22 protein-coding genes are annotated in these 19105 nt (G+C 39.3%); 17 read left to right on the top strand and 5 right to left on the bottom strand.

What is annotated here, in order from left to right; all coding sequences use genetic code 11:
* Window positions 1-7 precede the first annotated feature (7 nt).
* From K1I67_RS00575 to K1I67_RS00550, 6 genes are all read left to right on the top strand, one after another.
* Window positions 8-424, top strand: coding sequence for a hypothetical protein (locus tag K1I67_RS00575; protein ID WP_223338339.1), 417 nt, complete (start codon window positions 8-10; stop codon window positions 422-424).
* Window positions 411-743: a phage holin gene (locus K1I67_RS00570; RefSeq protein WP_223338338.1), complete on the top strand. Its 333-nt coding sequence runs from the start codon at window positions 411-413 to the stop codon at window positions 741-743. The genes K1I67_RS00575 and K1I67_RS00570 overlap by 14 nt, the downstream gene beginning before the upstream one ends.
* A gap of 1 nt (window position 744) precedes the next feature.
* On the top strand, window positions 745-1632 hold the full coding sequence (locus K1I67_RS00565; RefSeq protein ID WP_223338337.1) for a peptidoglycan amidohydrolase family protein: 888 nt from the start codon (window positions 745-747) through the stop codon (window positions 1630-1632).
* Between the two features lie 502 nt (window positions 1633-2134).
* Window positions 2135-3277 carry a tRNA guanosine(34) transglycosylase Tgt gene (gene tgt / locus K1I67_RS00560; RefSeq protein ID WP_016466286.1) on the top strand — a complete coding sequence of 381 codons (1143 nt, stop codon included), beginning with the start codon at window positions 2135-2137 and terminating at the stop codon, window positions 3275-3277.
* Window positions 3278-3409: 132 nt separating this feature from the next.
* Window positions 3410-5227, top strand: coding sequence for an acyltransferase family protein (locus K1I67_RS00555; RefSeq protein WP_223338336.1), 1818 nt, complete (start codon window positions 3410-3412; stop codon window positions 5225-5227).
* A 117-nt stretch (window positions 5228-5344) separates the two neighbouring features.
* Complete coding sequence (locus K1I67_RS00550) at window positions 5345-5686, top strand: metal-sulfur cluster assembly factor (protein ID WP_223338335.1); 342 nt, start codon at window positions 5345-5347, stop codon at window positions 5684-5686.
* A 58-nt stretch (window positions 5687-5744) separates the two neighbouring features.
* Here the strand turns inward: K1I67_RS00550 and ilvD are convergent, their stop codons facing one another.
* Complete coding sequence (gene ilvD / locus K1I67_RS00545) at window positions 5745-7448, bottom strand: dihydroxy-acid dehydratase (RefSeq protein WP_223338334.1); 1704 nt, start codon at window positions 7446-7448, stop codon at window positions 5745-5747.
* A 184-nt stretch (window positions 7449-7632) separates the two neighbouring features.
* On the opposite strand from ilvD, the gene K1I67_RS00540 reads away from it, so the two are divergent.
* From K1I67_RS00540 to rpmG, 4 genes are all read left to right on the top strand, one after another.
* A complete protein-coding gene (locus K1I67_RS00540) occupies window positions 7633-8640 on the top strand; it encodes an SPFH domain-containing protein (RefSeq protein WP_223338333.1) in 1008 nt (335 codons plus the stop codon).
* Window positions 8641-8664: 24 nt separating this feature from the next.
* Complete coding sequence (locus tag K1I67_RS00535; RefSeq protein ID WP_223338442.1) at window positions 8665-8841, top strand: PTS ascorbate transporter subunit IIC; 177 nt, start codon at window positions 8665-8667, stop codon at window positions 8839-8841.
* A gap of 148 nt (window positions 8842-8989) precedes the next feature.
* Window positions 8990-9172, top strand: coding sequence for a 50S ribosomal protein L32 (gene rpmF / locus K1I67_RS00530; RefSeq protein ID WP_000290417.1), 183 nt, complete (start codon window positions 8990-8992; stop codon window positions 9170-9172).
* A 15-nt stretch (window positions 9173-9187) separates the two neighbouring features.
* Window positions 9188-9337, top strand: coding sequence for a 50S ribosomal protein L33 (gene rpmG, locus K1I67_RS00525; RefSeq protein WP_001265622.1), 150 nt, complete (start codon window positions 9188-9190; stop codon window positions 9335-9337).
* 90 nt (window positions 9338-9427) lie between these two features.
* On the opposite strand, the gene K1I67_RS00520 is transcribed toward rpmG, so the two are convergent.
* Entirely contained in the window at window positions 9428-9589 is a 162-nt protein-coding gene (locus K1I67_RS00520; RefSeq protein ID WP_223338332.1) for a FanG protein, read from the bottom strand.
* Between the two features lie 28 nt (window positions 9590-9617).
* Here K1I67_RS00520 and K1I67_RS00515 point away from each other — a divergent pair, with 28 nt between their 5' ends.
* Both K1I67_RS00515 and cadX read left to right on the top strand, forming a co-directional pair.
* Window positions 9618-10232, top strand: coding sequence for a CadD family cadmium resistance transporter (locus tag K1I67_RS00515; protein ID WP_317628361.1), 615 nt, complete (start codon window positions 9618-9620; stop codon window positions 10230-10232).
* Window positions 10233-10243: 11 nt separating this feature from the next.
* Window positions 10244-10582 carry a Cd(II)/Zn(II)-sensing metalloregulatory transcriptional regulator CadX gene (gene cadX / locus K1I67_RS00510; RefSeq protein ID WP_000711091.1) on the top strand — a complete coding sequence of 113 codons (339 nt, stop codon included), beginning with the start codon at window positions 10244-10246 and terminating at the stop codon, window positions 10580-10582.
* A 649-nt stretch (window positions 10583-11231) separates the two neighbouring features.
* On the opposite strand, the gene K1I67_RS00505 is transcribed toward cadX, so the two are convergent.
* Window positions 11232-11369, bottom strand: coding sequence for a hypothetical protein (locus K1I67_RS00505; RefSeq protein WP_223338330.1), 138 nt, complete (start codon window positions 11367-11369; stop codon window positions 11232-11234).
* Between the two features lie 267 nt (window positions 11370-11636).
* On the opposite strand from K1I67_RS00505, the gene K1I67_RS00500 reads away from it, so the two are divergent.
* From K1I67_RS00500 to nrdI, 5 genes are all read left to right on the top strand, one after another.
* Window positions 11637-12251: a YesL family protein gene (locus K1I67_RS00500; RefSeq protein WP_075227305.1), complete on the top strand. Its 615-nt coding sequence runs from the start codon at window positions 11637-11639 to the stop codon at window positions 12249-12251.
* Window positions 12229-13902: a sensor histidine kinase gene (locus K1I67_RS00495; RefSeq protein WP_223338441.1), complete on the top strand. Its 1674-nt coding sequence runs from the start codon at window positions 12229-12231 to the stop codon at window positions 13900-13902. Before K1I67_RS00500 ends, K1I67_RS00495 begins: the two co-directional genes overlap by 23 nt.
* Window positions 13903-13904: 2 nt before the next feature.
* Window positions 13905-15191 carry a response regulator transcription factor gene (locus K1I67_RS00490; RefSeq protein WP_223338329.1) on the top strand — a complete coding sequence of 429 codons (1287 nt, stop codon included), beginning with the start codon at window positions 13905-13907 and terminating at the stop codon, window positions 15189-15191.
* A 61-nt stretch (window positions 15192-15252) separates the two neighbouring features.
* A complete protein-coding gene (locus K1I67_RS00485) occupies window positions 15253-15786 on the top strand; it encodes an ABC transporter permease (RefSeq protein ID WP_223338328.1) in 534 nt (177 codons plus the stop codon).
* Window positions 15787-15858: 72 nt separating this feature from the next.
* Complete coding sequence (gene nrdI, locus K1I67_RS00480; protein WP_049527317.1) at window positions 15859-16326, top strand: class Ib ribonucleoside-diphosphate reductase assembly flavoprotein NrdI; 468 nt, start codon at window positions 15859-15861, stop codon at window positions 16324-16326.
* 450 nt (window positions 16327-16776) lie between these two features.
* Here nrdI and K1I67_RS00475 read toward each other — a convergent pair whose 3' ends face one another.
* Both K1I67_RS00475 and argS read right to left on the bottom strand, forming a co-directional pair.
* A complete protein-coding gene (locus tag K1I67_RS00475; RefSeq protein WP_223338327.1) occupies window positions 16777-17025 on the bottom strand; it encodes a MarR family transcriptional regulator in 249 nt (82 codons plus the stop codon).
* 280 nt (window positions 17026-17305) lie between these two features.
* Window positions 17306-18997, bottom strand: a complete 1692-nt coding sequence (gene argS / locus K1I67_RS00470; protein WP_223338326.1) for an arginine--tRNA ligase — start codon at window positions 18995-18997, stop codon at window positions 17306-17308.
* Between the last annotated feature and the right edge of the window lie 108 nt (window positions 18998-19105).

Here is a 19105-nt window from a genome sequence, read left to right as displayed (position 1 = left end):
GGTCTGATTGGAATTACTAGCATTTTTGGATAAGTTGAGTCCGATTCTAATCGTGATTATTCCTAGCTATTTCTCCTTTAAAAGCACACAGAATACAAAAGAGACTGACAAACAAATCAGTCTCTTATCTGACAAAATTAGTGCTATTGAAAAGACAGTCTCGAATGTTGAGACTATCGGCAAAGATAATAGCAAAGGATTGAGCATTATTGGAAAAGGTCTTCAAAGATTACAGCGTTTTCGATTGCAAGAAAACCTAAAAAAAGCAATTAGACGAGGCAATACCAATCAGCATGAGATTGAGGAATTGTCTCGTCTTTATGAAAGTTATATCGAGCTTGGTGGCAATGGAGCCATCAAGGTATTGTATGAAAAATTTCTAGCATTGGAAATTGTGGAGGAAAATATAAATGCAACAGATTAACGAAATTTTACTAAACGGAGCAATCAGCATCCTAGTCATTTTAGCTGGTATCGCAGTCAAAGCGGTCAAGGATTACCTTGTCAAAAAAGGTGGAGAAAAGACCATCAAGATTATCGAAATCTTGGCCAAAAACGCAGTCAATGCCGTGGAGCAAGTCGCTTCTGAAACTGGCTATAAGGGCGAGGAGAAGATGGAGCAAGCACGAGCTAAAATCCGTGCAGAACTTAGCAAATATAACATCAGCATGACCGACCGTGACCTTGATACATTTGTCGAGTCAGCAGTTAAGCAGATGAATGATGCGTGGAAAGGGCAGTAACATGGCAGTAAACATTGAAGCAGCTATTGCTTGGATGCAAGCCCGAAAAGGTCAAGTATCTTATAGTATGGACTACCGTAACGGTCCGGACTCTTATGACTGCTCAAGCTCAGTCTATTATGCATTAAGAAGCGCAGGAGCTACATCAGCTGGTTGGGCAGTCAATACAGAGTATGAGCATGACTGGCTTATTAAGAATGGCTATGAGCTTATTGCAGAAAACCAAGAGTGTAATGCTCAACGTGGGGATGTATTTATTTGGGGCAGACGTGGAGCGAGCGCTGGCGCAGGGGGGCATACTGGTATATTTGTAGATAGCGATAATATTATTCATTGTAATTATCGTTATAATGGTATCACAGTCAATAATCATGACTATATCTGGGTTCTTGCAGGTCAGCCTTATTTCTACATTTACCGTTTGACCAATTCAAGCGCTCAACCTGAGCCTCCTAAAAAAGGCTGGCAAAAGGATGATAAAGGTTACTGGTTTGCTCGGGCTAATGGATCATATCCTAAGGATAAATTTGAGTACATCGAAGAAAACAAATCTTGGTTCTACTTTGATGAATCAGGGTATATGTATTCTGAGAAATGGCTCAAGCACACAGACGGTAAATGGTACTGGTTTGACAAGGACGGCTACATGGCCACGAGCTGGAAGAAAATCAATGATAAATGGTATTACTTCAACCGTGATGGCTCTATGGCCACTGGCTGGGTGAAATATTACGATAACTGGTATTATTGTGATGCTACTAACGGAGACATGAAGTCTGATTGCTTCGTTCGCTATAACGATGGCTGGTATCTACTCTTACCAGATGGCCGCATGGCAGACAAGCCAGAATTCACAGTCGAGCCTGATGGCTTGATTACTACTAAATAATTTAAAAAATAAAAGGAAAGGAGGACTTTTCTAAAATTGGTATCTACCGCAGGCTCAGGCTTGCGGTTTTTTGTTTGTCTAAAAAAGGTTGGATTTAAAATCCAATAAACGTAAATCCAATAAACGCATTTCAAATTCGTAAAATCATCTTTTCGGAGGAATAGTAATTTTTTCAAAAATAAAAACAGTGAAATTACTCACTGATCATTTTGTAAACTATTAGAATTAAATTACAACCTTCTCAACTATACGGGCAAATGTGGTATGAAAATGAATACGAAGATGAATACGATTTAAAAAAATGACAGCAATTAATGAAAATGATTTTAAAGAAAAATAAATAAAAACTCAACTGTTGACAAACAACGGAAAGTATTCGTAAACACAAATTCTTTATACCATAGTTCGTGACAGTTCCTGTTTTTTTTGATAGAATCATACAGTATGCCCTTGGGCACAAAGTAAGAACTGGGACTGTCTTTCCCAGCTTCGGAGGTAAAAAATGTCAGATTCACCAATCAAATATCGTTTGATTAAGAAAGAAAAACACACGGGAGCTCGTCTGGGTGAGATTATCACGCCACACGGAACCTTCCCAACTCCTATGTTTATGCCAGTTGGAACTCAAGCAACTGTTAAAACCCAATCGCCAGAAGAATTGAAAGAGATGGGGTCAGGGATTATCCTCTCTAATACCTATCACTTGTGGCTACGTCCTGGAGATGAGTTGATTGCTCGAGCAGGTGGGCTTCATAAGTTCATGAACTGGGATCAGCCTATCTTGACAGATAGTGGAGGTTTCCAAGTTTATTCCCTAGCGGATAGCCGTAATATCACAGAAGAAGGAGTAACGTTTAAGAATCACCTCAATGGTTCCAAGATGTTCCTTTCACCTGAAAAGGCCATCTCTATCCAAAACAATCTAGGCTCAGACATTATGATGTCCTTTGACGAATGTCCTCAATTTTATCAGCCTTATGATTATGTGAAGAAGTCAATTGAACGTACCAGCCGTTGGGCAGAGCGTGGGTTAAAAGCTCATCGTCGTCCACATGACCAAGGTTTGTTTGGGATTGTACAAGGTGCAGGATTTGAAGATCTTCGTCGTCAGTCAGCTCAAGACCTTGTAAGTATGGACTTCCCAGGATATTCTATCGGTGGACTAGCCGTTGGAGAAACCCACGAAGAGATGAACGCGGTTTTGGACTTCACCACTCAACTCCTTCCTGAAAATAAACCTCGCTACTTGATGGGAGTGGGAGCGCCAGATAGCTTGATTGATGGGGTTATTCGTGGGGTCGATATGTTTGACTGTGTCTTGCCGACTCGTATCGCTCGTAACGGTACTTGTATGACTAGCCAAGGACGTTTGGTTGTCAAGAATGCCCAGTTTGCGGAGGACTTTACCCCACTTGATCCTGAATGCGATTGCTACACATGTAAGAACTACACCCGTGCCTACCTTCGTCACTTGCTCAAGGCTGACGAAACCTTTGGTATTCGCTTGACCAGTTACCATAACCTCTACTTCTTGCTCAATCTTATGAAGCAGGTTCGCCAGGCTATTATGGATGACAATCTCTTGGAATTCCGTGAGCATTTTGTTGAAAAATATGGCTACAATAAATCAGGTCGTAATTTCTAAGATTATCAATCTAAAGCTCGAATCCTAAGTTTTCTCTTAGGATTTTTCTTCTTTTTTTGATAAAATAAAGGTAATATGGAATGAACATTAGATGGTTTTTTTACTACTCTAATGAACGGAGAATAAACTCGTATGCGTATTAAATGGTTTTCCTTGATCAGGATTACAGGCTTACTCTTGGTACTCTTGTACCATTTCTTTCAGACGGTTTTTCCAGGAGGTTTCTTCGGGGTTGATGTCTTCTTCACCTTCTCAGGTTTCCTAATTACGTCACTTTTGTTAGAAGAATTTGGCCAAAAAGGGAAGATTGATATCCTAGGATTTTTCAGGAGACGTTTCTATCGGATTTTTCCACCAGTTGTCTTGATGATCCTTGTCGTTATGCCCTTTACTTTCTTGGTTCGGCAGGATTATGTAGCCGGGATTGGTGGTCAGATTGCTGGTGTCCTTGGTTTTATGACCAATTTCTATGAAATGTTAACAGGGGGAAGTTATGAATCTCAGTTCATTCCTCATCTCTTTGTTCATAACTGGAGTTTAGCGGTTGAAGTTCATTACTATATCTTGTGGGGCTTGGCAGTTTGGCTCATGTCTAAGCAAGCCAAAACAGGTGGGCAACTACGGGGAATGGTCTTTCTACTATCTTCAGCTACCTTTGTTGTTAGCTTCCTTTCAATGTTTATTGGTAGCTTCATTGTTTCTTCCTACTCAACGCTTTACTTTTCAAGTCTAACTCATGTTTATCCGTTCTTCCTAGGTAGTGTCCTAGCTACCTTGATAGGGGTTCGTCATACGACACCTCTTCTCAAACGTTTGAATCAAACCTTGGACTTGAAACAGACCTTGTTAGTTTTTTCAGCTGGTCTCGGGGTTTTACTCTTATTGACCTTCTTCGTGAAATTCAATTATCTCTTTGCCTACTTGCTTGGCTTCTTGTTGGCAAGTTTAGCTGCCCTTCTGATGATCGTTGCAGCACGACTTTTGCATGAGAAAACTCCGACGATTGAAGAGCCAAAGGTAATTAGCTTCTTAGCTGATACCAGCTATGCCGTCTATCTTTTCCACTGGCCGTTTTATATCATTTTCTCTCAGTTAATGAGCAATCTACCAGCTGTGATTCTCACCACTATCTTTTCTTATCTCTTTGCAAGCCTTTCTTTCTATGTGATTGAACCTTTCATTGCAGGGAAGAACAGTAGCTTATTGCAAAAGGTAAAAGAAATTCCGCATATTCAACCAATTTTTGCGGGTAGCGTTGGTTTCCTTAGCTTACTGACACTGATTGTGATGCTTATTGCTCCTCAAGTAGGCGCTTTTGAAACGGATTTGATGGTAAATGGCCTCAATCAAGCTCAAACTAATATTACCCGTACAAAAACCATGGCGGATCAAGCAGAAGCAAGTCGCTACAATATTGCCGAAGGTGTATCCATCATCGGAGATTCTGTAACCTTGCGTGCAACACCTGGACTTAAAGAGGTTCTACCAGACGCTCAGACAGATGGTCAAGTAAGCAGAAATACCAAGCAAGCCAATGCTATTATGCTCAACCGCAGTCAGAATAAAGTCCTCCCTAAAATAGTCGTTATTGCTACAGGTGTTAATAATCCTGAGAATTATAAGGCTGATTTGGATCTACTGATAACAAATCTACCGAAGGGGCATCAACTTGTCTTAGTAACTCCATATGAGGGGGATATAACACAGGAAACGCAACCTTATGTAGAGCAGTACGCAAGCTATGCGCGTGAACTGGCACAAAAATATCCATTTATTGCACTGGCAGATTGGAACCAAGTATCCAAGGACCATCCAGATATTTGGAAGGGAACAGACCAGGTTCACTTCGGTAGTGATACTACCAAGCAGGATGAAGGAGCAAAACTTTACGCAGAAACCATTAATGCTGCCGTTAAAGCTCTCGCAGATAAATCTGTCAAATCAAAATAATCAATCAAAAGTAGAGATTGTGTCTCTACTTTTTTGCTGTAAAGAGAATTGGGAAAGACTTGCCAAATTGTCAGAATTATGAGAAAATAGGTGCAGTTTACAAATGGAGGGAATGCAATGAGAGAAGATATCAAAATCAATGACCGTGCTCTAGCATTAGGAGAACAAATCATTGACAAACTAGAAAAAATTTACGATACAGATGTGGAACTAGATGTCTATAATCTTGGCTTGATTTACGAGATTCATTTGGATGAGGCTGGTCTTTGTACAATTGTCATGACCTTCACCGATACTGCCTGTGACTGTGCAGAAAGTTTACCCATTGAAATAGTAGCTGGATTAAAACAGATTGAAGGAATTGAGGATGTCAGAGTTGAAGTTACCTGGTCGCCTGCCTGGAAGATTACACGCATCAGCCGCTACGGTCGTATAGCTCTAGGACTACCTCCACGATAGTTATCTATTTTGAAACAGACAAAAAAGCAAGCCATTTTGAGGCTTGCTTTTGATTTGCTTATTTTTTACCAGATTGTTCCATATTCCAGAAATCTGTAACGGCTCCACGAGAAGCAGACGATACGGTATGGGCATATTTACCGAGGACACCACGGCTATAGAGTGGTGGCAAGGTTGTTTCTGCCTTACGTTTTTCAAGTTCTTCATCGGATACGGCCATGGAAATTTCTTTGGTATCTTGGTCAACGGTAACGATATCACCTGTACGAAGGTAGGCGATTGGTCCACCATCCTGAGCTTCAGGAGCGATATGTCCAACAACTAGACCATAAGTACCACCAGAGAATCGTCCGTCTGTCAAGAGGGCAACCTTGTCTCCTTGACCTTTACCAACGATCATTGATGAAAGTGATAGCATCTCAGGCATACCAGGACCACCCTTAGGTCCAACGAAACGAACAACGACTACGTCGCCATCGACGATTTTATCTGACAGAACAGCTTGGATAGCATCTTCTTCTGAGTCAAAGACCTTAGCTGGACCAACGTGACGACGAACCTTAACACCTGACACCTTGGCAACTGCACCATCAGGAGCAAGATTACCGTTCAAGATGATAAGCGGACCGTCCGCACGTTTAGGATTTTCAAGTGGCATGATGACTTTTTGACCTGGAGTAAGGTCTGCAAAGTCAGCTAAGTTTTCAGCGACAGTCTTACCAGTACATGTGATGCGGTCTCCGTGAAGGAAGCCATTTGCCAACAAGTACTTCATAACTGCAGGCACACCACCAACTTCGTAAAGGTCTTGGAAGACATACTGACCAGAAGGTTTCAAATCAGCCAAGTGAGGCACACGTTCTTGGATGGTATTGAAGTCCTCAAGTGACAAGTCAACATTAGCTGCGTGGGCAATAGCAAGCAAGTGAAGAGTGGCATTTGTAGAACCACCCAGAGCCATAGTTACTGTAATGGCATCTTCAAAGGCTTCACGAGTCAAGATATCTGAAGGCTTGATACCAAGTTCAAGCATTTTGACAACTGCACGGCCGGCTGCTTCGATGTCTTCTTTCTTGTCAGCAGATTCAGCTGGGTGAGAAGAAGAACCTGGCAAGCTCATCCCCAAAACTTCTATAGCAGTAGCCATAGTGTTTGCAGTATACATACCACCGCAGCCACCAGGGCCAGGGCAGGCATTACATTCGAGGCGTTTGACGTCCTCGGCCGTCATATCACCGTGGTTCCATTTACCGATTCCTTCAAATACAGAAACCAAATCGATGTCTTTACCATCCAGTTTTCCAGGGGCGATAGTACCACCGTAAGCGAAAATAGCTGGGATATCCATATTGGCAATGGCAATCATAGAACCAGGCATGTTCTTATCACAGCCACCGATAGCCACAAAGGCATCCACGTTGTGACCGCCCATAGCAGCTTCGATAGAATCCGCAATGATATCACGTGACGTTAGAGAGAAGCGCATACCAGGCGTTCCCATGGCAATCCCGTCTGCTACCGTAATGGTTCCAAATTGAACCGGCCAAGCACCAGCAGATTTGACACCTTCTTTTGCAAGCTTACCGAAGTCATGCAAGTGGATATTACATGGTGTATTTTCTGCCCAAGTCGAAATGACTCCCACAATTGGTGTTTCAAAGTCCTTATCTGTCATACCAGTCGCACGAAGCATGGCACGATTTGGTGATTTAACCATGCTGTCATAAATGCTACTGCGGTGACGTTTATCTAATTCTGTCATTAAGTTCCCTCCCATTTCAGTTTTTACCATTATAGCACATTTTAAAAGCAATGAACAGAAGAAAATTCTTGAATTTTCAGACAATTCAAACCATTGAAATCTTCTTAAAAAAGGTTGCATATTTTTGTTGACATTTAAAATTAAAGTGATATCATTTAGATATCAAATACAGGAGGTCATTCTGATGACTGAAAAACTAATCAATTCAAAACCAAATGGTGTAGTAGCATTGGTACTCATTGAGTTGGCACTCGTACTTGGTTTCCTTATATTTATAATGGGTGCTGGTTCGGAAAACATTTTTGGAATTATTATCGGGCTTTTATTAATCTTAATTTCAGCTCTAGCTCATGCTGGTTTAAAAGTTGTTAAACCTCAGGAAGCTCTGGTTTTGACCCTCTTTGGTAACTATACTGGGACCATCAAAGAACCTGGTTTTTACTTTGTCAATCCCTTCAGCGTAGCAGTCAATCCTGCAATCCACACTCGACTCGGTCAAAGTGGTGATGTTAGCACAAAATCTACTTTTTCAGGGATGAAATCATCAAATGGCAATGATGTAAATATTGAAATTGGCAAGAAACAGATTTCTCTCAAAGTTATGACCTTGAGTAATTCTCGTCAAAAGATTAACGATTGTCTGGGAAATCCTGTTGAAATCGGAATCGCGGTAACTTGGAGAGTTGTCGATACAGCCAAAGCAGTCTTCAACGTAGATAACTATAAAGAATATCTTTCATTGCAGTGTGATAGCGCCCTCCGTAATATTGTCCGCATCTATCCTTACGATGTGTCTCCGAATGTGGATACTACAGGTGATGGGCAAGCGGATGAAGGAAGCCTCCGTGGTTCTAGTGAGATTGTAGCTAGTCGTATTCGTGAAGAAATCCAAAGTCGTGTAGAGGATGCTGGTTTGGAAATCCTTGAAGCACGTATTACATACCTAGCTTATGCACCAGAAATTGCTGCTGTCATGCTTCAACGTCAACAAGCATCTGCTATTATCGATGCACGTAAGATGATTGTAGACGGCGCTGTAGGAATGGTTGAAATGGCATTGGAACGTCTCAATGAAGGAGAGTTGGTTGAACTAGATGAAGAGCGTAAAGCAGCCATGGTTTCAAATCTCCTAGTCGTTCTCTGTGGCAATCATGATGCACAACCAATTGTCAATACAGGAAGCCTTTATTAAAATGGCAGAAGCTAAAAAAAGCAAATTCCCCTTCGACTCTCGAATAAGTTATATGCTGCACTCGCATCATGGGCAGAAGATGACTTCCGATCAGTCAACGGGCAAATTGAATATCTTCTCACCGAATGCGTCAAACAACGAAAAAAAGACGGGAAATACGTCTCAGAAACCATTGATGAACCCTTCGAGATTGATATTTAATCTATTTTCCTATCCAAAAGATTGGATAGGAAAATTTTTTTATCTTTTTTTGTCAAGTAACTTTACTTTACAAAAAAGTTTTGATATACTATTAAAGTTGATGAAAATCAAACCTAACTGAATTTATATCTTAAAAGGAGAAATCAAAATGGCAGTACCTGCACGTCGCACTTCAAAAGCGAAGAAAAACAAACGTCGTACACACTACAAAGTAACAGCTCCATCTGTAAACTTTGACGAAACTACTGGAGATTACTCACGTTCTCACCGTGTATCACTTAAAGGATACTATAAAGGACGTAAGATCGCTAAAGCTGCATCAGCTGAATAATAGAAGGGAGATACCATGCGCGTAAATATTACACTTGAACACAAAGAATCTGGTGAACGCTTGTACCTTACTTCTAAAAACAAACGTAACACTCCAGACCGTCTTCAATTGAAGAAATACTCACCAAAACTTCGCAAACACGTTGTGTTTACAGAGGTGAAGTAAGCATTCAATACGAATCAATACATAAGAAAAACGCTGATTTTAAGCGTTTTTTCTTTTTTTCAATTTCAATACATTTCACTATATTTCAGTTCAAACTCTACCTTTTTTAGATAAATATATCATCTGGATATTGAAGTTGAGCCCTGCTATCATTTCGATGGCAGGGCTTTTTAATGTTTGGTACACTACCTTCTTATCTATATTTTGATGGAGCTGAAGTTGACATCTACAAAGTTTAATGTTAAAATACATTCAAAAATATATTTGAATGAGGTGTTTTATGGTTCAAAATGTTGTTACTTCAATAATCCTGTATTCTGGGACAGCCGTAGACTTACTTATTATCCTAATGTTATTTTTTGCCAAAAGAAAAAGCAGAAAAGACATCATTAACATCTATTTAGGACAATTTCTAGGCTCTGTTAGTCTAATATTGCTAAGTTTACTTTTTGCATTTGTCTTAAATTATATTCCTAGTAAAGAGATTTTAGGTTTGCTCGGTTTGATTCCAATTTTCCTAGGACTCAAAGTTTTGCTTTTAGGAGATTCTGATGGAGAAGCTATTGCAAAAGATGGTTTGCGCAAAGATGATAAAAACCTGATTTTTCTAGTCGCTATGATTACTTTTGCAAGTTGTGGTGCTGACAATATTGGTGTTTTTGTCCCATATTTTATTACCTTAAATTTAACGAATTTGATAGTGGCTTTACTTACTTTTCTAGTCATGATTTATCTCTTGGTTTTTTCTGCCCAAAAATTGGCACAAGTCCCTTCTGTTGGAGAAACTTTGGAAAAATATAGCAGATGGTTTATTGCCGTTGTTTATTTAGGATTGGGGATGTATATCCTGATTGAAAACAACAGCTTTGACATGCTATGGACTTTGTTAAGCTAGGAGAAAATATTATGAAAAAAGATAGTATCTGCCAAGTGAATGTTATAAATCAACAAAATGTTACAACCGCAACGAACTACCTTGAAAAGGAAAAAGTCCAAAAATCACTTCGTATTTTATCAAAGTTTACCGATAATAAACAGATAAATATCATCTTTTATCTCCTTGCTGTTGAAGAACTCTGTGTCTGTGATATAGCCTGTTTACTAAATCTCAGTATGGCATCTGCCTCCCACCATCTTCGTAAACTAGCCAATCAAAACATCTTGGATACTAGAAGAGAGGGGAAAATTATATATTATTTTATAAAAGATGAGGAAATCAGAGATTTTTTTAATCAACTAGGATAACAACTATTTTTACTACTTTACCATGATTATATACAGGACTTATCTATGAAATTATTTGATGAAAATTACTCACAAGAAAGACCTACTCGTAGCAAATGTTTAAGAAAAAAGTATAATTTAAAGCAAACCGACTTGGACTATAAAGAAATTATTTCCTAAGATATTACCAAGTTTGTTGATGATCTGTTTTACCACTGCTTCAGCTCTATTATATTTAGAGATTTAGAAACTGTAGATAGAAGTGAAGTAAGTATTCAATACGAATCAATACATAAGAAAAACGCTGATTTTAAGCGTTTTTTCTTTTGTTAATTTCACTATATTTCAGTTCAATCTATACCTTTTTTCGCCTCTAATTTGGTTGATTTTATCAACTTGTTATTTATTCATTTTATCAATGTACATTTGACGAAAAAAAGAATACAGGACAAACAAATTCCTGTATTCTTAAAATAACTTAGAACAGATATGATAATGAAACGACTAACATGATTATAGTGCAAATTATTTTTACGATTTTTACATATTGTTGTTTGAACAATTTATCAGAGAAAAGACTCAATACAAGCGCAACCCAAAACAAAGTAGTTTTTAAAATAAAAATAGTCATGATTCATACTCCTTTCGTATGTAATCCAACGGATATAGTTTAGTCTACCATTTCTTCGTTTAGGCTTCCGTCTTCGTTAACTGCTTCCAGTTGCTCGTCTTCTAAGTCTTCAAACGTCAGCAAGACTTGTTTGTTATTGCTGATCGATTTGAAGAACGTGCTAGCTTCTTCTCCCAAATGGTAGGCGTTTTTAATGACTGGTTCTTTGATTATTAATCGGTATCTCTATCTATCTTAATTATAGTACAGAACCCTTTATTAAGCAAATATATATATCCTTTATAAACTGATATTTGTACACCCTTGACAACGATGGACACCTACTGCAAACTTGCTCCTGAAAAGGTAGGGAGTTTAATTCTCACCACCTTTTCTCTCCTCCTATTTTTGAGAGCGCTTGAAATATGTTATAATAGTTCTAGATTATTTTTTTGGAGGCAAACCGTGGGAAATTTTATTGAGCTAGTCTTTCATCGTTTCTTTTTGGGGATGATTGCAACGGTTTATTTTTGGTTATTGACACTAGCAGGAGGAGTAGTCTTTGGTATAGCGCCAGCTAGTGCGACTCTCATGAGTTTATTTGCAGAACACGGCTATTCTTACCGTGCTTATCGTTTCAAGGAAGCATGGGCTTTATTTAAGAGCAATTTTGTTAAAAGCAATCTCAGTTTCTACACCTTTATGGGACTTGACTTGCTCTTGATTTATGGTTTGTATCTCATGATCCAATTGCCGCATCAGACCATTATACATTTGGCAGCAACATTTTTAAATATCTTTTTGGTAGCCTTGGTATTTTTGGCTTATACAGTTTCTCTAAAATTGCAAGTTTATTTTGACTTATCCTATCAAAATACCTTAAAGCTTGCCTTTATCGGAATTTTTATGAGCTTGTCAGCAGTGGCCAAGGTTCTTCTTGGTAGCGTCTTGTTAGCCATTATTGGCTTCTATATGCCAGCCCTTATCATTTTTGTAGGGATTGGTATGTGGCATTTCTTTATTAGTGATTTATTGGAGCCTGTTTATGAAAACATTCATGAAAAATTGGCGTCCAAATAGAATGAAACAGTTTTGGCTTCATTCACTCCTTCGAACCTATACTTGGGTGATGATTGTCATCATTGCTAGTTTTGCTCTTTTGATTTCCTATGTAAACTGGGATAGTCGCGAAAAAGAAGCAAGACAGGTTTCTCAGCGGGTTTTGACTCGGACAGTGAGTGAGGTTGAGTATTACTATCGAGAATCAGCGCGTTCAGCCCAAAGTTTAGTAGATAATCAAGCGCGAATCGAGGGAATTTATAAGTATTTTAGCCTTAGTACACCAGATTATTTCTATTGGCAACTGGAGCGTAAGGCATCACCCTATATTTCTGTATCCATTTATGAAAATATCGATGACCTTTATGTGCGCAATGATTTTGTAACGGGTGTAGCCATTGTCTTGCAAGACTCGACAGAAGTTTATGTTTCGACTAGGGACAATCGTAGTGGTTACAAGGTTTCTGCAGACGCCTTTAAGCCAGATGCTAATAGTTTTGCCGTTCCCGTATCCGATCCAGTATCGGATCAAGCTCTTGGAGTTATTTATGTTTCTGTATCTTCCGATGTTTTTTATAAGGCTATTGACAATACCAGAGGAAATATCCCAATTGCTGTGAGCATAACCTCTCCTTTTGAAACGGAAATGTTTCACCAAGGTGAAAAAAGTGATCGAGAGGAATGGTTGCAAGATGAGACTGCTCATGGATATCAGGTTCAGGTTGCAGTTCCTCGAGGTTATGTCCTTAGTGGTAGCATCTCTAGTTCGGTTTTTATTCTTGCTTTTAGTTTCCTCTTTATCGTTATTTTATATGTAACCTTGAAAAAAACATTTTCTAAGTACCAAGCGCAGGTTGTTGACCTAGTGGAAACAATCCATGATATTGCTCAAGGAGAACAAGGCAAAAGAATTGATCTTACGAAGAAAGACCAGGAATTACTTTTAATCGCGGAAACGACAAATGATATGTTGGATCGACTGGAGAGAAATATCCATGATATTTATCAGTTGGAGTTGAGCCAAAAAGATGCCAATATGCGAGCTCTACAAGCTCAAATCAATCCGCATTTTATGTACAATACCCTCGAATTTTTACGAATGTACGCAGTTATGGAAAATCAGGATGAGTTGGCGGATATTATTTACGAATTTAGTAGCCTCTTGCGCAACAACATTTCTAATGAACGAGAAACGACGCTCAAGCAAGAAGTAGAGTTTTGTCGGAAGTACAGCTATCTCTGTATGGTTCGCTATCCGAAATCCATTGCTTACGGATTTAAGATTGACCCTAAATTGGAAGAAATGCGCATTCCAAAATTCACCCTCCAACCCTTGGTGGAGAATTATTTTGCCCACGGAGTTGACCACAGAAGAACGGACAATGTTATCAGTATCAAGGCTTTGAAACAAGAGGGTTATGTCGAAATTTTAGTAACCGATAACGGCCGTGGCATGTCTGCTGAAAAATTAGCAGAAATTCAAACTAAATTAGCCCAAAGAACCTTTGAACACACAGTGGATTATAGTGAAAAACGACAGTCCATTGGGATCGTCAATGTTCATGAACGCTTTGTTCTCTATTTTGGGGATCGCTATAACATTAGTGTAGAATCAATGAAACACCAAGGTGTTCGTTATCGAATTACTATTCAGGATGAGGAGAAAGGATAAAGATGTATAAAGTACTATTAGTGGATGACGAGTACATGATTACCGAAGGTCTCAAGCGTTTGATTCCTTTTGATAAATGGGATATGGAAGTCGTCGCTACAGCCAATCATGCCGACGACGCTCTTGACTATGTCCGAGAACATCCTGTGGATATTGTGATATCTGATGTCAACATGCCTGACAAAACAGGACTTGAAATGATTCAGGAAATGAAGGACTTGTTGCCAGATGCTTATTATATCCTACTATCGGGCTATCAAGAATTTGACTATGTCAAAAAAGCCATGAATCTCAATGTCGTTGATTATCTGGTCAAACCAGTCGATAAGGTTGAACTGGAACGCTTGCTTGAAAAGATTGCCAGTCAGCTTGGTGAAAAATCTCATGAGCCAGAAATATTGAGTCAGCAACTAGATGAAGAAGCCTTCAAGACTCATCTCAGCCAAAAAGAAAACTGGTGGATTGGGCTTTCAAAAGAAAAACAAGGGAATTTTGTCATTCCTTACTACGTTCTAGGTCAAGACTGGCAGATTGTCCTTGCTGATCAGGAATTTGAGGGCTTGTTGGCCATGCCTTTTGAAGTACCTTATCAAGCTAATTTTGAAAAGTGGAAGCGTGATGTTGAAAAGACTCTCTTTTATGGCTCGGTCAATTTAGATCAGTCTGAAAGTCTCTTTTCTTACTACGAACCTATCTATCGAGTAATCATCCAAGGAAATCTCCAGCAAATTATTGATGAATTGACCTTGCTTAAGCAGATTGTCCTTGAAAATACCCCTAGAGTATCCATTACCAAGCAGCTCTTTACCCAGTTTGTCATGGATGTTTTCCATCTTTTTGAACATCTGAAAGCAGACGATATGACAGATATCGTCAAGAACATTCATGCCATTACAACTTTTGAGGATTTAGTCGCTTATACCAAGGAAACCTTGACATCCTTCTTCGGTCAATACCGTATGAATGAAAATGTAGTCAGTGTACTTGAGGTCATTGGTAGAGACTACAAAAAAGAGCTTTCTCTCAAGGATATCAGCAAGGATCTCTTTATTAATCCCGTTTATTTGGGGCAGTTGATCAAGAAGGAAACCAATTCTACCTTTGCAGAGCTTCTCAATAAGCAACGCATCAAGGCTGCTCAGCAACTCTTGTTATCCACCAATGATAGTATCGAGGATATCTGCTATACGGTTGGTTACAGTAATGTAGGTTATTTCTATAAGGTCTTTCGAAAACTGTGTGGAAAGTCTCCCAAAGCCTATCGAAAACAGATAGAAGCAAACTTGTAGGATTTGTTTTACTTGTTAAAATATGCTATAATAAACTAAAAAACTTAAGGAGGTTGCTTTGATGAAAAAGAAACCAATCTATCTATGGGTATTACTGATTTTTTCAGCCATACTATCAGCAATGTCGCTATTTGGAATTATCTCTCCAGTACCTACCGCGGAGGGTATGAGCAATCTAGAAACATCAGCATCAGGTGTTAATGCTACTTATGCTAAGGAGCTTGTTGATTACACCATTAAGGTATCGGAGCATGGTCATTCTGTCTTCAGCATTCTTTTGGTTGTCTTATCTGTTATTCTAGTTGTTGTGGCTTTGGTTTTCCTTATTCGTAAAAACCTTCAATTGGCTAACTACACTTATATTGCTTATGTTTTCGTTGCCATCGTTGGTTCTATCTACAACTTTATCGGCGTTCAGGATGCGGTTTCACTTTTTACAGATCCTAACATCCGTATGGGAGCGGAGCTTGGTGCCAAAGGTTCTGCTATTTTTGGGATCGTACTCAATGTTATCTTCCTAGCAATCGTCTTCTATAAAATGTGGCGTCAGCAAAAAGAATTAACAGAAGCTCAAGAAGAGGAAGAACTGGCCTAAGAGTTGACAAAGCATAACTATCAAGATACAATCTTGGTAGTTATTTTTTATGATTCAAAAAAGGAGGAGAGCATGAAAAAAATTTCCTTGGTCTATATCAGTTTGAGCGGAAACACGGAGAGTTTCGTAACACGATTGAAGGCATATCTATTAGAACAGTATGAGAACATTGAAGTAGAAAAAATTCATATTAAAGATTTGGTCAAGGAAGGAGAAGACTTCTTTGAGATGACTAATCCCTATGTCGCTTTCCTACCGACTTACCTAGAAGGTGGCAATGGTGTTGACAATGGTGATGTGGAGATTTTGACTACTCCAGTAGGTGATTTTATCGCCTATGGAGACAATGCCAGTAAATGTTTTGGTGTTGTAGGATCAGGCAATCGTAACTTTAACAACCAATACTGTTTGACGGCTAAACAATACAGCCAACGCTTTGGTTTCCCTGTTCTAGCAGACTTTGAGATGCGTGGAATGCTGGGAGATATTAAAAAGGTTGCAGGGATTATTGCAGAACTCTATGAATTAGAAGCTTTGTAAGAGGCCAGATTTTCTAAGGAAGAGATTTATTCTATGGATGAAGGATTTACTCCAAAAGGGAACAATCGAAATGTGTAAACTACAGAGATCATTTTTAAAGTATATAAAACGCAAACCAAGCTTCAAGGATATTATGCTATGCAGTGCTTTGCTACTCTTAGAGTTCGCTCTGTTGCAGTTCTCCAAGAAATTTCTTGATGAAAGTTTGTCAGCTTACGGAATCATGGCATCACTAGGGATTGTTATACTGGTGGGAATCTTAGTTCTCAGGAAAAAATGAGAGTGGGACAGAAATCGGTAATTCGTTAGAATTCGATTTCGTCGTCCCACCTCCGTACAGTTGAGTAGGGCTGTAAAAGCTGATGAAATCAGCGTAGTAGAGCCCACTCAACCACTGCGTCTTGCTCGACAATCCAAAGACAAGAAGAGGCTAGGACTTTTGTCCCAGCCTCATTTTCTGATGTCTTCCACAATTTCCTTTGAAATCATGATTCCCAAACGATATCCCTTATTGATGTAGTCGATGACATCATTGATATTTTCTATCGTTTGGATTTTTTCTTTGATAGTTGCACGAAAATCTTGATCTTTCAATAGTTGGTCCTGAAGCAGTCTTTGAAGTTTCTCTTTTTCATATTTGTTGACAAGAAAGAGAAAAAGAAGACTAATAACAACTAAGATATAAGCGTATTGGCTCATAAAAATTCTCCCTAAGTGATAAAGAAATGAATAGCAAGAGAAAAGCGAAGAGTCTCCGCTTTTCAAGTCATTCTAGTAAAGTGTTTAGGCAATTCGCCTATAGGATTTAGCGTTAGTTACTTAGATTGTTCTGCAATCAAGTGATTTTACCGATTACGACGTAGTGCGACAGAAATCGATAATATGTCTGTTGTACTACTAGTGAAGCAGATAGCAAGTCCGCATAAAAGCGGCTAGCGTCTAACAAATAGGAACTTTAGTTCCAATTGTTAGTACTGAATCACATCTTCTCTGGAGCTTCTACGCCGAGCAAACGAAGTGCTTCTTTGAGGACAACTGCAGTTGCATAGCTGAGAGCTAGACGGCTGTCGCGTTCTGGACTTTCATCCAAGATACGAGTATGAGCGTAGTATTTGTTAAAGGCTTGCGCTAAGCTAATCGCATATTTAGCGATGATAGAAGGCTCGTAGTTATCAGCTGCACGTTTAATAATACGTGGGAAGTCTTGGATGAGCTTGATGATTTCCCAACTTTCAGCATCATTCAAGCTATAGTTGGCACCTGCTTCAGGATTGAAATCTGCTTTGCGTAAGATCGATTGGATACGAGCGTAGGCATATTGAACATAAGGACCAGTTTCTCCTTCAAAGGATACCATGGCTTCAAGGTCGAAGTCATACCCATTTGTACGGTCAGTTTTAAGGTCATAGAATTTAATGGCACCGACCCCAACAGCATGCGCAACTTGGTCTTTATTTTCGAGTTCAGGATTTTTGGCTTCGATTTGCGCTTTAGCACGACTGATGGCTTCTGCGACAGTTGGCTCTAGCAAGATAACATTTCCTTTACGAGTAGAAAGTTTCGTACCTTCCTTTGTTACCAAACCAAACGGAACGTGGACAATATCTTGACTCCAATCGTAACCCATCTCCTGTAATACAGCCTTGAGTTGTTTAAAGTGAGCTGATTGCTCTTGACCAACAACATAGATCGATTTGGCAAATTGGTATTCGTTTTTACGATAAAGGGCAGCGGCCAAGTCACGTGTGATGTAGAGGGTAGCACCGTCAGATTTTTTGATAAGAGCGGGATGTTCAATGCCATATTTCTCAAGATTGACAACTTGGGCACCTTCTGATTCGACCAATAGTCCTTTTTCAGCTAGGATATCTACAACTGCATCCATTTTGTCATTGTAGAAGGCTTCCCCGTTATAGCTGTCGAATTCAACCTGTAACTCATTGTAAAGACGGTTAAATTCTACCAAACTTTCATCACGGAACCATTGCCAAAGAGCAAGAGCTTCCTTATCTCCGTTTTCAAGCTTGCGGAACCATTCGCGTGCTTCTTCATCCAAGCTTGGGTCATTCTCAGCTTCAGCATTGATGCGGACATAGAGCTTGAGGAGTTCATCAATTGGATGAGCTTTGACAGCTTCTTCATTACCCCATTTTTTGTAGGCAACAATCAACATCCCAAACTGTTTGCCCCAGTCTCCCAAATGGTTGACCTTGACAGTTTGATAACCAATCTTTTGGAAGATATGTGACAGGCTATCTCCGATAACTGTTGAACGAAGGTGACCGATTGAAAATGGTTTAGCAATATTAGGACTAGACATGTCGATCACGACATTTTCTTGCTTACCAATCTCTTGATCAGCGTAGTGCTCTTTTTCAGTGATGACGTCCTGCAATACTTGCGCAGAAATAGCAGACTTATCGAGGAAAAAGTTAACGTAAGGTCCAGTAGCGACGACTTTTTCAAAGGCTTGGCTATTGATTTTTTCAGCGATGTCAGCAGCGATCATTTGGGGAGCTTTACGCTCAACTTTTGCGAGGGAGAAAGCAGGAAAGGCGATATCTCCCATATCTGAGTTTTTAGGTGTTTCTAGTAAATTTAAAATAGCCTCTTGGTCCAGGCTATCAATGACGCTAGCCAACTCGCTAGCAATCAATTCTTTTGTATTCATTAAGAGCTCCTTTTTTGGACTTTTCTACTATTTTATCACAATTTTGAGGAATGATGAGAATTTTTTTGAAATATTCGGTTTTTTTGGTATAATGTTCTTATTAAATAG

Origin of the sequence: Streptococcus infantis, assembly GCF_019929575.1 — a bacterium.
Taxonomy (GTDB): domain Bacteria; phylum Bacillota; class Bacilli; order Lactobacillales; family Streptococcaceae; genus Streptococcus; species Streptococcus infantis_L.
The sequence above is the reverse complement of the archived record's forward strand: the minus strand, read 5'-3'. Positions and strand labels throughout refer to the sequence as shown.